Origin of the sequence: Solidesulfovibrio carbinoliphilus subsp. oakridgensis, from assembly GCF_000177215.2 — a bacterium.
GTDB lineage: Bacteria > Desulfobacterota > Desulfovibrionia > Desulfovibrionales > Desulfovibrionaceae > Solidesulfovibrio > Solidesulfovibrio carbinoliphilus.
The window spans coordinates 1,971,566-1,985,036 of record NZ_CM001368.1; the positions used below are offsets into that span (position 1 = coordinate 1,971,566).

Annotated in this window: 17 protein-coding genes; 5 read left to right on the forward strand and 12 right to left on the reverse strand. The window is 68.4% G+C overall.

The window, feature by feature from the left end; translation table 11 throughout:
- Window positions 1-5 precede the first annotated feature (5 nt).
- The 9 genes from DFW101_RS08515 to DFW101_RS08555 form a co-directional block, all read right to left on the reverse strand.
- Entirely contained in the window at window positions 6-1,352 is a 1,347-nt protein-coding gene (locus tag DFW101_RS08515) for a protein kinase domain-containing protein (protein WP_009181102.1), read from the reverse strand.
- Window positions 1,353-1,614: 262 nt separating this feature from the next.
- The gene (locus DFW101_RS08520; protein WP_009181103.1) at window positions 1,615-2,340 is read right to left on the reverse strand and encodes a metallophosphoesterase family protein; all 726 of its coding nucleotides are present in this window, start codon (window positions 2,338-2,340) and stop codon (window positions 1,615-1,617) included.
- A 199-nt stretch (window positions 2,341-2,539) separates the two neighbouring features.
- Complete coding sequence (locus tag DFW101_RS08525; protein ID WP_009181104.1) at window positions 2,540-2,884, reverse strand: DVU0772 family protein; 345 nt, start codon at window positions 2,882-2,884, stop codon at window positions 2,540-2,542.
- Window positions 2,885-3,213: 329 nt separating this feature from the next.
- Window positions 3,214-3,648 carry a hypothetical protein gene (locus DFW101_RS08530; protein WP_009181105.1) on the reverse strand — a complete coding sequence of 145 codons (435 nt, stop codon included), beginning with the start codon at window positions 3,646-3,648 and terminating at the stop codon, window positions 3,214-3,216.
- Window positions 3,649-3,712: 64 nt separating this feature from the next.
- A complete protein-coding gene (locus tag DFW101_RS08535) occupies window positions 3,713-4,417 on the reverse strand; it encodes a DVU0298 family protein (RefSeq protein WP_009181106.1) in 705 nt (234 codons plus the stop codon).
- Window positions 4,418-4,593: 176 nt separating this feature from the next.
- The gene (locus tag DFW101_RS08540; protein WP_009181107.1) at window positions 4,594-5,223 is read right to left on the reverse strand and encodes a tetratricopeptide repeat protein; all 630 of its coding nucleotides are present in this window, start codon (window positions 5,221-5,223) and stop codon (window positions 4,594-4,596) included.
- A 17-nt stretch (window positions 5,224-5,240) separates the two neighbouring features.
- Complete coding sequence (locus DFW101_RS08545) at window positions 5,241-5,600, reverse strand: hypothetical protein (RefSeq protein WP_009181108.1); 360 nt, start codon at window positions 5,598-5,600, stop codon at window positions 5,241-5,243.
- Window positions 5,600-6,484 (reverse strand): YkgJ family cysteine cluster protein, encoded by an 885-nt coding sequence (locus DFW101_RS08550; RefSeq protein ID WP_009181109.1) that lies wholly within the window; start codon window positions 6,482-6,484, stop codon window positions 5,600-5,602. Before DFW101_RS08550 ends, DFW101_RS08545 begins: the two co-directional genes overlap by 1 nt.
- A gap of 131 nt (window positions 6,485-6,615) precedes the next feature.
- Complete coding sequence (locus tag DFW101_RS08555; protein ID WP_009181110.1) at window positions 6,616-6,804, reverse strand: ferredoxin; 189 nt, start codon at window positions 6,802-6,804, stop codon at window positions 6,616-6,618.
- A gap of 528 nt (window positions 6,805-7,332) precedes the next feature.
- Between DFW101_RS08555 and DFW101_RS08565 the strand changes: the two genes are divergently transcribed.
- Entirely contained in the window at window positions 7,333-8,277 is a 945-nt protein-coding gene (locus tag DFW101_RS08565) for a glycosyltransferase family 2 protein (protein ID WP_009181111.1), read from the forward strand.
- Between the two features lie 89 nt (window positions 8,278-8,366).
- Here DFW101_RS08565 and DFW101_RS08570 read toward each other — a convergent pair whose 3' ends face one another.
- From DFW101_RS08570 to DFW101_RS08580, 3 genes are all read right to left on the reverse strand, one after another.
- Window positions 8,367-9,719: a trypsin-like peptidase domain-containing protein gene (locus DFW101_RS08570; RefSeq protein ID WP_009181112.1), complete on the reverse strand. Its 1,353-nt coding sequence runs from the start codon at window positions 9,717-9,719 to the stop codon at window positions 8,367-8,369.
- A 56-nt stretch (window positions 9,720-9,775) separates the two neighbouring features.
- Window positions 9,776-10,204 carry an Hsp20/alpha crystallin family protein gene (locus DFW101_RS08575; protein ID WP_009181113.1) on the reverse strand — a complete coding sequence of 143 codons (429 nt, stop codon included), beginning with the start codon at window positions 10,202-10,204 and terminating at the stop codon, window positions 9,776-9,778.
- A gap of 159 nt (window positions 10,205-10,363) precedes the next feature.
- Window positions 10,364-10,567: a Trm112 family protein gene (locus DFW101_RS08580; protein ID WP_009181114.1), complete on the reverse strand. Its 204-nt coding sequence runs from the start codon at window positions 10,565-10,567 to the stop codon at window positions 10,364-10,366.
- A 100-nt stretch (window positions 10,568-10,667) separates the two neighbouring features.
- Here DFW101_RS08580 and DFW101_RS08585 point away from each other — a divergent pair, with 100 nt between their 5' ends.
- The 4 genes from DFW101_RS08585 (at window position 10,668) to DFW101_RS08600 (ending at window position 13,464) form a co-directional block, all read left to right on the forward strand.
- A complete protein-coding gene (locus DFW101_RS08585) occupies window positions 10,668-11,585 on the forward strand; it encodes a PHP domain-containing protein (protein ID WP_009181115.1) in 918 nt (305 codons plus the stop codon).
- Between the two features lie 32 nt (window positions 11,586-11,617).
- Entirely contained in the window at window positions 11,618-11,926 is a 309-nt protein-coding gene (rplU, locus tag DFW101_RS08590; protein WP_009109386.1) for a 50S ribosomal protein L21, read from the forward strand.
- A gap of 24 nt (window positions 11,927-11,950) precedes the next feature.
- Window positions 11,951-12,235, forward strand: coding sequence for a 50S ribosomal protein L27 (rpmA, locus tag DFW101_RS08595; RefSeq protein ID WP_009181116.1), 285 nt, complete (start codon window positions 11,951-11,953; stop codon window positions 12,233-12,235).
- 194 nt (window positions 12,236-12,429) lie between these two features.
- Window positions 12,430-13,464: a flagellar motor protein MotB gene (locus DFW101_RS08600; RefSeq protein WP_009181117.1), complete on the forward strand. Its 1,035-nt coding sequence runs from the start codon at window positions 12,430-12,432 to the stop codon at window positions 13,462-13,464.
- The last annotated feature ends 7 nt before the right edge of the window (window positions 13,465-13,471 follow it).

Sequence of the window (13,471 nt, forward strand, 5' to 3'; positions counted from 1 at the left end):
CCTTTTCAGAGCGACCGCACGGCCCGGGCCGCCACCGGGCAACAGAAATCCGCCCGGGTCACGTAGCCGAGTTCCACGTCCACGGCGTAGGCGCCGGCGTAGTTCGCCCGGTCCGCGCTCCACACCCGCCTGACCGGCTGGGAAAAGGCCGCCGGCTGGCAGTAGCCCGCCCCGGTCGGCTCCGGCGTCAGGATGGTCACAAGCTCGGCCACGGTCGGCAGCCGCCAGTCGGCGAAGCCGCCGAAACGCCCGGCGTTGAGCGCGTCCACATAAGTCCCGGCCTCCGGCCAGGTGACGGCATAGGGCGCGGCCTGGCGGACCCAGGCCAGTCCCGCGTCCGGGTCCCGGACCACGCCCCCGCCCATGTCCTTGAACCGCCCCGGCCAGTAGGCCGCCGGCCGCCAGAGCCCGTCCAGGCCAAAGGCTTCCCGGGCGTGGCGCGTGGGCACCATGACCGGCTCCCGCCGGGGCCGGTCGGCTCCCGCCGCCGTCCGGGGGGCGAGCAGGGCCTCCCCCGCTCCGGCGCACACCCCCTCCATCCGCCGCCGCCAGACCGCGTGGCTGGCGGCCAGGGCCTCGGCCATGACCCGGGCGCTCGGAAACCGTTTCCCCGGGCGCTCGGCCAGAGCCGTTTCGAGCAGGCTGTCAAAGGCGTGGCCGAGGTCCGGCACCAGGTCCCCGGGCCGCTCCCGGCCGGTTTCCGGCAGCCGGCCGGTCAGCATCCGGAAAAGCGTCACCCCGGCCGCGTACAGGTCGGCCCGGGCGTCGGCCGCCTCGGGGTCGTCCTCCTGCTCGGGCGCGGCGTAATAGGGCGAGCCGACCTTGACGTTGGCCGGGCCGCGAAAGGTCTCGCCCCGGACCTTGGAGAGGCCCATGTCCGTGATTTTAAGGACATCGGCGTCGGTGACGAGGAGATTGAAGGGCTTCACGTCGCGGTGGACGATGCCGGCGTAGTGGAGCCTCGCCAGGCCGGCCAGGAGCTGGGCCCCGTAGCCGACCGCCCGGTCCACCGGCAGCCGGCGGCTGGCCGCCTCGACCCGGTAGGTCTCGCCGATGACCGAACCGAGCGACTCCCCGTGAAACTCCATGACGAAATACGGCCAGCCGCCGGCCTCGCCGTAGTCGAACACATCGACCACGTTCGGATGGCGCAGGCCGCCAAGGAGCGCGGCCTCGTCGCGAAAGGCCCGCTCCACCCGCTCCCGGCCCCACAGGCCAAGGGTCAGCTCGTTGGGGCGCAAAAGCTTCAAGGCCACCACCCGGCCGACCACCGGCACCCGGGCCTTGAAGACCGCGCCCATGCCGCCCCGGCCAAGGACGGCCTGGATGGGATATCTGCCGATGGTACGCATAGGGGAGGATGCCTCCGGCGGCCAGAGAGAAACTTTTTGAAAAAAGTTTCTCTCTGGACTCTCTTCAAAAACTTTCAAAAGGGGTTGGCAGGTCGGGCGTGTGCCTGGCGTCCAAAGTTCTTTTCCCCGGAAGGACCTGCCGGGGAAAAACTAATCGCCCGCCCCCTGATTGGCAAGACGCCCCCTTTCGGGGGGGCCGGGGATGATCCCCCCCGGCGGGTCCAGGGCAGCGCCCTGGCGGGGTCCGGGGCGGAGCCCCGGCTTACCGCAGCCTGTCGGCGTAGCGCGGGGGCAGGCCGCGGGCCAGGATCTTTCGGGCCACGGCCTCGATGTCGTAGGGCACGGCCCGGATGGCGAGGACGTGGGCCACGTCGTCGTAGAGGCCGTACTTGGCCCGGTTGTCGCCGTCGCGGGGCTGGCCCACGGAGCCGACGTTGACGATGTGCCGGCGTAGCGGGTCGAGGGGATTGTCCCCGAGGGCCAGCTCGTAACGCTCCACGTCGCGGCCGGCCAGGGAGGCGGCTTCGAGCATGTGGGTGTGGCCGACGAAGGACACACGCTCGGCCGTGCGGGCAAAGGCCCGGCGCAGCGTCACCTCGCCGGCCTCGAACAGATAGGTGCCGGTGTCGTTGGGCGGCAGGCCGTGGACGAAGCGGCAGCCGTAGAGCGACAGCGAGGTCGGAAAGGCGGCGATGCGGGCCACCAGTTCCGGAGGCAGAAGCTCCCGGGTCCGGGCCAGGGCCTCCCGGGCTTGCGGATTGAACCGGGACTCCCGGGCCGGATCGGCCACGGCCCACTCGTGGTTGCCGCGCACGCTCGGGATGCCGCGTTCGGCCAGGAGCCGCAGCACGGCCTCCGGGTCCGGGCCGTAGCCCACGGCGTCGCCCAAGTTGACCACCGCCGCCGGCCGCTCCCGGTCGATGGCGGCCAGGACCGCTTCGAAGGCTTCGAGATTGGCGTGGATGTCGGCGATGACAGCGAGCAGCATGGTGGCATTGTGGCAGCTTCGCCGGCACGGGGCAAGCTGCGTGGAAAGACGTCTCCGCCGGGTGAAAAAGCAGGGGAAAGGCGGCCGGCGCAAAAGAGGGACGCGCCTTCGGGGCCTATCCTCCCGAAGGCGCGTCATCGAAGCGAGGCAAAGCGAGGCGGGATGGGATGGAGGGGTCTAGAGGCGTTATCGGGAAATTCTAGTTGAAATGGGTGGCCTGCAACCACTTCTTGATGGCTTCGTTCGGCGCGTACACACCCTTGTTGCCGCCGTTTTCCTCCATGAAGTCCCGGGCCAGGTCTTCCGGCAGGTCGAAGGAGGCCAGCTCCACGCAGTCGTCGGAGTTACGGCGCAAAAGCGTCAACTGGGGCGTACCCGTCCAGGTGTTGACCACGAAGTAGGTGGAAAAATCGTTCTTCGACGTCACCGGCTTATGGTCCGCGTACCAGGAGTTGTTGCCCCACTCCAGATACAGGGTCACGGCGTCTTCCGGGGTCATGTCCCAGTCTATGACGAGGCTGGTCAGGTCGGTTTGGGTCTGCATGGGAGTCCTCCGTGCGGGTTTCGGCCGGCTCAGCCGTGCGGCGTTGATGTAGGACAAATGTAATCCGTTTAGTCTTTCGGTCAAGGCAAAAAATGAAATGCCCCGAAAACTATCGTTCAATATATTGATATTATTATATATAAATATTGAAAGGAGGATTCCGGGCTGCCTTCGGCGGCAGGCTGGGCCGGCGCGCGGTGGGAGGCTGGACAATCCGAAATCGTTGGGGATGGAGGGAGAAAGGAGGAAGCCCTCAAAAAAGGGGCGCGCCGGAGGGAGGCGCGCCCCAGTGACGGGAGAGGAAAACGGACGAACCGTCCGGATTCCGGTCAACCGCCCGCGCGGGTCTTGCGGGCCTCGGTCACCTTGGCGCGGATCTCTTCGCGGCGCTCCTTCTGGTAGGCCCGGACCACCGCCAGCTTGTCCGGCGGCAGGAGGGCCGCCAGCCGACTGTCGGTTTCCTGGCCGAGCTTGCGCATTTCCTGGCGCAGGGCCAGGGCTCCGGACATGCCCGGCCCGCTGCCCATATGGGCCCGGACGAGGGCCTGGCGCTTGCCGGCCTGTTCGACGAGGATCGGCCGCATGGCCGTCAATTCCTGCGGGGTGAGGGCCAGTCGGCCGGAGAGCCCCTTGAGGAAGGCGTCGGCCTGGGCCTCGGGCGTGATGCTGAGCTGGGGGGGAAGCTCGGCGGCCCGAAGTCCCGTGGCGGCAACGGCCAGCACGGCCAGAACCAGAAGCGCGGTAAGGAAAGGATTCAAACGCAAGGCTGACCTCCGAAGGGACGGTGTCCCGTTTACTGGCACTGGTCGGGGGGCAGGCCGAGGCCGGTTACAGACAACGGCGGCAGGCGGCCAGGGCGGACGCCGCCGCCTCGCCGACCGTGACCGGGGCGAGGTTCCAACCGTCGTAGAAGTCGAAGGCCGCCGGATCGCCGGCCAGGGCCGTCAGGCCGGCGAGAACCGTGCGCGAGGGATCGGCCTTGACCCGGGCGAGCGCCAGGCAGGCCAGGCCCCGGGCGGCCGGATCGCAGTCGCCAAGGGCGGCGGCAAGCTCCGCCACGGCCGGACGGACCAGCTCCGGCGCGGCCTCGGCCAGCCGGGCGATGGCCCACCAGGCTCCCCGGCGAAGCGGCGCGTGGTCGATAAACGTGCAGTCCCCGGGCAGGTCCTGCACGTAGGAGAGCAGGATGCGGTGATAGTCCCGAGCCAGGACCGGACAGGCGGCCAGGGTCTCGCCCATGCACTCCGGGATGCCCCAGGCGATGTTGCCCGACTCCTCGTTGACCCGCCACATGAGGTTGCGCCAGACGTCCCGGGCCTCTTCCAGCCGGCCGTCCGCCAGCGCGGCCATGGCCGCGCCAAAGGCGGTCACGGCTCGCCAGCGCACGAGGGCCTCCTTGTCGAGCAGAAGCGAGAAAAGCGCCCCCAGCCGGACCCGGGCCGGGCTGGCCGCCGCCAGCCCCAGGGCCGCCTCGCGGTCCGGCCCCAGAAGCGCCTCCCGCAAGGGCCCGAGCAATTGCCTGCGCGATGCCATGTATTGTGCCTCCGGCGGCCGGGGCTTTGCCCCGGACCCTGCTGGGGCTCCGCCCCAGACCCGGCCAGGGCGCTGCCCTGGACCTGCCGGGGGGGATCATCCCCCCGGCCCCCCTGGCTGGGGGGGCTGCGGTCCATGACCCCGGACACTTATGGGCCGGGGTTGGGAATGGTGTGTCAGGCCTTGAGGCCGGCTTCGATCTCGCGGACCATGTCCGGGTGCGGCTCGTAGCCGGTTTCCCGGGACCGGTCCATGAGCTCCTTGGCCTTTTGGAAATCGCCCCGCTCCATGGCCACCAGGGCCAGGTTGTTGATGGCCGGGCCGAAGTTGGGCTCGATCTCCAGGGCCTTGGTGCTCTGGAACTCGGCCGCGTCGATGTCGCCCTTCATGAAAAGGGCGCTGCCGAGGGTGGCCAGGGCCTGCACGTATTTGGGGTCGATCTTGACGGCCCGGCGCAGGGCCTTCTCGGCCTTGTCCACCTCGCCGCGCTGGAGATGCACGAAACCGATGTTGCCGTAGGGCACGGCGAAAAGCGGCCTTGCCCGGCAGGCCTTCTCGTTCCACTCCAGGCAGGCGTCGAGGTTGCCCTTGTTCATGGCCAGGCCGCCGAGCTGGACGTAGCCCTCGGCCAGGCTCGGCGAACACTCGACGGCCTGCAGGAACTCGGCCTCGGCCTCGATCAGCCGGCCCTTGGCCACGTAGGCCGTGCCCAGGTTGTAGTGGGTCACGCCGCAGCCGGGATTGTGGGCCAGACGCTTTTTCAGTTCGTCGATGAACTCGTCGGGGGTGGTGGCTGTATAGTCCATGGGCTTCCTTCTCGTGCTTATTTGGCCGGCCCGAGGTCGGCCTCGATGCCTTCCCGGGCCAGCAGGTCTTTGTACCATTTGCAAAAGGCGTACATGCCCCGGTGCTTTTCCGAACCGCTCATGACGCCCATGCAGACTTCCCAGGCCCCCTTGGCGAATTCGTCCGAGGCCCCGCGCTGGCTGGCCAGGAACTCGCTGACCAGCTGCTGGCCCGTGCGCCGCGAGGCGTCCTCGCGCAGGTCGAGGGGATCCATGGGTTCCTGGAAGGGATCCCAGGCGTCGTAGCCGATCTTGTCGATGAACTTGCGCCGCCGGGGTTTGAGCTTGTCGTAGATGGCCTGTTTGAGGACGGCCAACTCTTCGGGAGTGTGCGCCATCAGTCTTCCTCTTTCTCGCCGGGAGAGCCGTCCGGACCGGGCAGGACCCAGGTGGTGGACCCGCCGCAGGAGGCGCAGGCCGACGAACCGGCCGTCTCGCCGCACGAGCCGCACGACGAGCCGGCCCCGGGGCCGAAGGCCGCCGTCTGGGGGCCAAACGAAGCGGTCTGGGGGCCCAACGTGGCCGAAGCGGCCGGAGCGGCCGGCTCGGGCAGCTTGACCATGTCGTCCTCGGTGAAGATGCCGAGGTATTCCTCGTCGTATTCGGTGACCAGGGCCAGGGAGACCGGGGCCAGCACGTCGCCCATGAGCGGCTGCCTGGTCGGCAGGGCGGCCACCACGTCCTGGGACAGGGCCATCAGCCGGTCCTGGAGCTTCTCGATCTTGACGGTCGGGTAGCGCCCGCCCGGCTCGAAGCCGGTGTTGCCGCAGGTGTGGGCCGCGCCGGAGATTTCGAGCGGCACGCCGTAGAGGCGGCAGGTGACGGGACGGTGGGCGTAGAGCACGCACCGGTCGTCGTCGCCGAGAAGCGGGCAGCGGATGCGCTCCCGGGCCAGATCGGCCAGGATTTCGCTGGTCGGCACGCCGCGCTCGCCGGCCCGGAAGGCCTGGCGCTTGAGCTTGTAGTGTTCGCGGTCGGCCTTGTTCGCCCGATCGAGGATGGCGTCGCGGGCCGGGCCGGACGGAAAGGCCCGGTTGAACTGGTGGTTGAGGTACAGGGCCTCGATAAAGGACAGGTCAAACAGGGCATGGCAGCAGTCGCTGCAGCCCGCGCCGCAGGTGACCATGCCGGGACAGGCCGCCGCGACCTTGGCAAAGGCGGCGTCCGCTTCGGCGGCGATGGCCTCGTAGCGGGCAAAGGCAGGGGAAAAATCCAGGGGCATGGCAAGACTCCGACACCGTCCCGGCCCGTCCCCTTGCGGCCCTTGGCGGGGTCATTCGGCCCGGGCCGGAGACGGCAGCGGGAGCGGACGGCGACCGTCCGCTCCCGCTGCCGGTTAATATTTGAAGATCCTTACTCTTCCTCGACGACGATGGCGTCCTGGTCGCAGACCTCGACGCAGGATTCGCAGCCCAGGCACTCTTCCATGTTCACCACGACAGCCTTGCCGTCGCGAAGCGCATAGACCTCAACCGGGCAGACATCCACGCATTCGCCGTCGCCGATACACTTTTGCGCATCCACTATCACCTTGTAGCCCATAGAACCGACCTCCGCGCACGAAACCGAATGAATCGTATTTATGCAGGCGTGGCGGGGTGTTACTCCAACACGCCCAAGACACCTCGAAAGATTTACGCAGGCTTAGCCTCGGCGTCGGCCGGTGTCAAGGGAACGCCCCGCCGTCCCGGCCCGGCCGTGGCCAAGCCTTTTTTCCGCCCGGCCGGCCGGGCCGGCTGTACGTGGCCGACGCTCCGGGGCGGCCGCCCGGGGCCGGCTGTCCGTGTCTCACTCTCCGAAACGACCGGCCATGGCCGGCCGCCCGGGAACCGGCCGGGCACCCCGGCCGTTGCGGTTTTCGCCCCGGCCGGAAAAATTTTCATGCCCCAAGCGATGCCGGCCGGGCCGCCTTTTCCGGGGCCTGCGGGGTTTGCCCTTTCCCATCCCCTTTGAACAACAGATGTTTTTTTTGAAAGTCCGGACTAAAGTTCCTGCTGGAGATTGCCGAAAGGAAGGATGTAGGAGCAGTTTAACCTTTTACGCAGGGATGCCTGAAAGCCAGGGAAGGCCATGGGCAAGTTAACCTATTTGCGTCCGCATCGCGGCGACATCAAACCGGTTCTGCTGCTGCTTACCTCGCACAGACTCGACTGTTTCCTCATCTGCACACGCTGTCTGGAACGGTACACGGATCTTGATCGCCTCAAGCACATCTACGTGGTGGCCAACGCCCTCGGCTCGGAGCACCAGGCCCTGGCCAAGCGGTTCGTCGCCCGCCACCACAACGCCACCCTGGTCGAACGGGGTCCGCGCGGCCTTGTGCCGGCGGTCCTGGCCGCCCAGAACGAGATCCTCGCCGCCCACATGGACGACGTGATCATCAAGCTCGACGAGGATCTTTTCGTCACGCCGCACTGGCTCGAGCACCTGATCGACGGCTACTGCGACCACGCCGAGCGGCCGGACGTACCGCTGGTCATGCCGCTCGTGCCCATAAGCCCGCCCGGCCGCCATGTGCTCAACCGCTTCCTGCGGATCTCCTATCCGTCGGAACGGGCCATGTACGGCGGCCCGCCCATCGAGGAGAACTGGGTCTACCACCGCTGGATGTGGGAAAAGCTCCTCCACGAGAATCTGGCCGAGGTCTACCTGCACGACTTGCAACCCAAGTACGGCTACGTCGGCTACCTGACCATCAACTGCGTGATCTTCGACCAGCGGATCATGCGCCTCGTCCTGCCCTTTCCGACCAACCGGGTGGCCGGCCAGACCACCAGCGACGAAAAGGCCTTCAACCTGGCCCTGTCGTCCTGCAAGATGAAGGTGGCCGTGCTCGGCAGGAGCATCGCCCACCACTACAGCTTCTCCAAATGCGAGGACTACCTGCGCTCCCACGTGTCCATCGACGAGGTCTGGCGCTACATGCAGGGCGCCTCGGCCCATCCGGCGGCCACGCGCCAGTGCCGGGTCCCGTCCGGCCCGTCCGAACTGACGCTCCTTCGGGCCGGCGGCTAGGACCGCCTTCCGGGATCCCGTGCCACGGGATCCCGGGACAGGGCCGGCCCCGCTGCGGTCGCATCCGGCGCGATCTTCCCCGCCGCCCTCTAGTTCACGCCCATCCGGGCGTAATAGCCCCGGCCGCCCCGCTCGATCATGACCAGCACCGTGCGGTGCATGCGGGCCAGGTACACGGCCCGGGTGAAGGCCGCCTGGTTGGCCAGCTTCTCCCCGCCGATCTGGATGAGGGCGTCCCCGGCCTTGAGGCCGAGCCGGGCCGCCGGCGAACCCGGGGCCACCCCGGTCACGGCCACGCCCTTGCCGAAGGCGACAGACAGGCCCCACCGCTCCCCGGCCACGGCCACGGCCTCCTTTTCGGAAAAGGCCGTGGGCACGGCCGTCAGCCGGACCTCGGCCGAGCCGCGCCGCACCGCGAGCGCCACGGCCTCGCCGACCGGCGAGGTGCGCAGGATGCCGAGGTACTGGTCCTTGTCGTCAAGCTCCGTGCCGCCGACGGACGTGAGGAGATCCCCCGGCCTAAGGCCCGCCTGCTCGGCCGCCGAGCCCTTGGCCACGTCGGTCACGAGCAGGCCGCGCGGCCGGTCGAGGCCGAAATACCGGGCCGTCCTCGCGTCCACGTCCTGGCCGGACACGCCGAGCCAGGCCGGAGTCACCCGCCCGCCGTCGACGATCTGGGCCACCACCCGCCGGGCCTTGTTGATGGGAATGGCGAAGCCGATGCCCTCGGCTCCGGCCTGGATGGCCATGTTGATGCCGATGACCTCGCCGGCCAGGTTGACCAGCGGGCCGCCGCTGTTGCCGGGATTGATGGCCGTGTCGGTCTGGATCAGGTCGGCGTAGGTGCCGCCCTCGTGCTTGAGCGACCGGCCGACGGCGGAAACGACGCCCGTGGTCACGGTGTTGGTGTAGCCGAAGGGGTTGCCGATGGCGATGGCCGTCTCGCCGATCATGATGTCGGCCGAGTCGCCCATGGTCGCCTGCGGCAGGTTCCCGTCCCCGGACAGGCGCAACACGGCCACGTCGAAATCCGGGTCCGAGCCGACCAGCGTCGCGGCCAGCACCCGGCCGTCGAGGAGACGGGCCTTGATCGACGTGCCGCCGGCGATGACGTGGGCGTTGGTCAAAACCAGCCCCTTGGTCCCGTCGATGATGACCCCGGACCCGAGGCTCTCCTCGGTCTGGTTTTGCGGCTCCATCATCCCGGGGCCGAAGAAATGGCGGAAGAGCTGGTCGTCGAACAGGGGCCCTACGCCGCCCCGGCCCGCAACTTTCCGGGCCGAGGTGATGTTGACCACGGCCGGGGCCACGGCCTTGACCGCCGTCACCACCGGGGTGAGCCGGGCCTCGCGCCCGATGGGGGCCGTCTGGGCGGCCCCGGCGGCCGGCACAAGGCACAGCGAAAGGATGCACCACAAAAGCCACGGACCGAAGCGTCCCATGAAAAGCCTCCTGTCTGCCTGGGGGAAAAGGGGCGGCCGCCGCCGGGCGGCGGCCGTCAACTGATGGGAATGCGGCGATGCAGGCGCTCGGGCCCGACCTTGGGCACCACGATGACCAGCAGGCCGTCCTTCATGACGGCCCGGATCTCGGACCGGGCCACGCCGCGGGGCAGGGCGAAACGCCGGGAAAACGGCCCGTAGGACCGCTCCAGCACCTGGTAGAGGCCCTCGCCGGCATCCCGGGCAAAGGGCCGATCCCCCTGGATGACCAGATACCGGCCCCGGGCCTCCACGGTCACGTCCTCCCGGCAGACGCCGGGCAATTCCAACATGACCCGGAAATCCACCGGCGTTTCCACCACGTCGGCCGCCGGCTGCCAGACGTAGCCCGCCTCTTTGGGCACGGCCGCCTCGGCGGCCATGCGTTCCGGCTCCACCCGCAGTTCCGACAACGCCATCCACGGGGTCCAATGCAGCTTGGCCATGCGCGGCTCCTCGACACCGGGGGCCCCGCCCCCGCTCTGTGGCGACTTTGAGGACAATCCCCTGTCGCCTTCCCGAATCCGCATACACGAATTTCGGGGCCATGGGATCAAGTATCCGTTTCCCCGCAAAACATAGGCATGTTTCGCGGGCAGGCAACGCTATTCCTTGACCGACCGCTTGCCCGCATCCCAGTCGGCCCGGGGCACGGCCTCTTCGAGCAGCATGATCGGGATGTCGTCGCGCACGGGATAGACCACGCCGCAAGGCTGGCAAGCTAGGCCTTCGCCGTTGCCGAGGGTCATAAGCTCGCCCTTGCATTTGGGGCAGGCCAGGATGGTGAGCAGATCGGGATGGATGGTCACGGACGGTCTCCTTTGCGAGAGTGTGGGCAAGGTAATAGCCAAATCGTGGTCCGGGCGCAATGGAGGTTCACAACCCGGCCGGGCCGGGCTACACTCGGCCATGGCTTTGATCGATCTGCACACCCATTCCACGGCCTCGGACGGCTCGCTTTTCCCCTCGCAACTGGTGGCCCTGGCCGCCCAAAATGGTCTGGCCGCCCTGGCCCTCACCGACCACGACACCCTGGACGGCCTGGCCGAGGCCCGGACGGCCGGGCGCGTCCACGGCCTGGAGATCATCGCCGGGGTGGAGCTGTCGGTGGCCGATGGCGACCGCGGCGTCCATATCCTGGGACTCTTCCTGCCGGACCGGCCGGGCCGGCTCGCCGACGCCCTGGCCTACCTGCGCGAACGCCGCCACAACCGCAACCGGCGCATCCTCGACAAGCTGCGCGAACAGGGCGTCCCCCTGGACTACGACGCCGTGACCGCCCTGGCCCGGGGGGCCGTCGGCCGGCCGCACATCGCCCAGGCGCTGGTGGCCATGGGCGCGGTGACCAGCTTCAAGGAGGCCTTCACCCGGTATCTCGGGGCCCACGGCCGGGCCTACGTGCCCAAGGACAAGCTCTCCCTGGCCGACGCCTTTTCGCTGCTGCACGCCGAAGGGGCGCTGACCGTCCTGGCCCACCCCTACATCCTGGGCCTGGCCGGCCCGGCCCTGGCCGAGACCGTGGGCCGCTACCGCGACGCGGGCCTGGACGCCATCGAGGCCCTCTACACCGAACACTCCCAGGCCCAGACCCTCGAATACCTGGCCCTGGCCCGGCGCTTCGGCCTGGCCGTGTCCGGCGGGTCGGACTTCCACGGGGCGGCCAAGCCCGAGGTGGAGCTCGGCCGGGGCCGGGGCAACCTGCGGGTGGACATCACCCTCCTCGACATCCTCAAAGCCAGGCGGGCCCGGCGGTCCGGCCCGGCCGGACCGGCCGGCCAGGCGGACTCCGGCGAAAAAGGACTTGACCAGCCCCCCCTCCCGGTGTAAACGGCACCTCTTCCCTATCGGAGGTCATACCCATGTACGCAATCGTTTTGGCTGGCGGCAAGCAATACAAGGTCCAGGAAGGGGCCACCATCACCGTGGATCTTCTGAAGACCGAAGCCGGCGCGGAATACGTTTTGGATAAGGTGCTGCTGATCGGCGGCCCCGAGGTCAAGGTCGGCGAACCCTATGTGTCCGGCGCTGCCGTGACCTGCGAGGTGGCCGGCCATGTCAAGGGCAAAAAGATCGTGGTCTTCCACAAACGTCGGCGGCAGGATTCGCACAAAAAGCAGGGCCATCGCCAAGGCTACACCCAGCTTCGGGTGAAGTCCATCCAGGCCTAGTTCCATTTTCCAAGGAGTCCCGACATGGCACATAAAAAAGCAGGCGGCAGCTCCAGAAACGGCCGCGACAGCGCCGGCCAACGGCGCGGCGTCAAGCGCTTCGGCGGCCAGCAGGTCATCGCCGGCAACATCATCGTGCGCCAGCTCGGCACCAAGTTCCACCCCGGCGAGGGTGTGGGCATGGGCCGCGACTACACGCTCTTCGCCCTGGTGGACGGCGTGGTGAAGTTCGAAAAGTACATGCGCAACAACAAAGTCAAGACCCGCATCCTGGTCGTCCCGGCCGCCGGCACGGACACGACCCAATAGCGTCGGCCTCGACGCCCGTTTTTTCGCCCGGGGCGAGGGAGAAACTCCCTTCGCCCCTTTTTGCGTGCCGTTTCCCCGGCCCGCCCCGCCGCCCGGCGGTTGCCCTTTGGCCGGTCCCTGCGTAACGTCCGGAAAACCCGTCCGTTCCCTAAACGATTCCAATGATCGGCCGATAGGAACCGAACGGAGGCTCCATGGCGGAACAGGACCACAAAGCCAAGAACATCATCATCAAGCGCGTGAAAAAGGTCGCGGCCGGGGCCCACGGCGGTTCGTGGAAAGTGGCCTACGCCGACCTGGTCACGGCCATGATGGCCTTTTTCCTTTTGATGTGGCTCTTGAACATGGTGCCCCAGGACAAGAAGGAACAACTGGCCTCCTATTTCAACGACTTCAGCATTTTCCAGAACCCCGGCCCCTCGGCCCAGCTCCTCGACTCGGGCGGCCTCGGACCGCCGGGGGCCGTTGTCGGCAGCCAGGACGAACGGCCCGACGTGGCCATCGACCGGGACGGCAAGGCCCCTTCCGGCGGCAAGGGCCAGGGCACCGGCGACCTCGACGGCGGCAGGCAGCTCGACGCCAAGGCGGCGGCCGAGGCCCAGGCGGCGGCCAAGGCCGAGGCGGCCGCCGAAGCGCAGGCCGTCGCCCTGGAACAGCAGGTGGAAAAGGCCTTGCAGGAGTCCGTGCCGGAGCTGGCCGGCCAGGTGTCGGTCACCCAGGAGAAGGACAAGGTCCGCATCGAGATCATGGACAAGTCCGACCGGCCGCTGTTCGACCTCGGCGGCGTGGCCCTTTTGCCCGACGCCCAGCGCATCCTGGCCGCGGTCACGGGCGTGATCAGGAAAGACGGGATCAAGGTGGCCATCGAGGGGCATACCGACGCCTACCGGTATTCCGGGACCTATTCGAACTGGGACCTGTCGGCCGGCCGGGCCCTGTCCGCCCGGCGGCTCATGCTCCAGCAGGGCCTGCCGCCGGACCAGGTGGCCGCGGTGTCCGGCTTTGCCGACACCCGGCCCTATGTGCCGGGAAAGCCCCTTGACGCGAGAAACCGCCGCATAAGCCTGCTCCTTTACCGTGAGCCCAAACCCGGCGAAACGCCGGCCGGCGGCAAGGGCGGCGTTGGTGCCGCCAAACCGGCGCCAACGCCCAGGACACCGGACGTGGGCGAGGTCCTGGAGAAGCAGATCGACAACCTCTACGACAAATCGACCGACGGCCAGTTCTAGGGCCCCG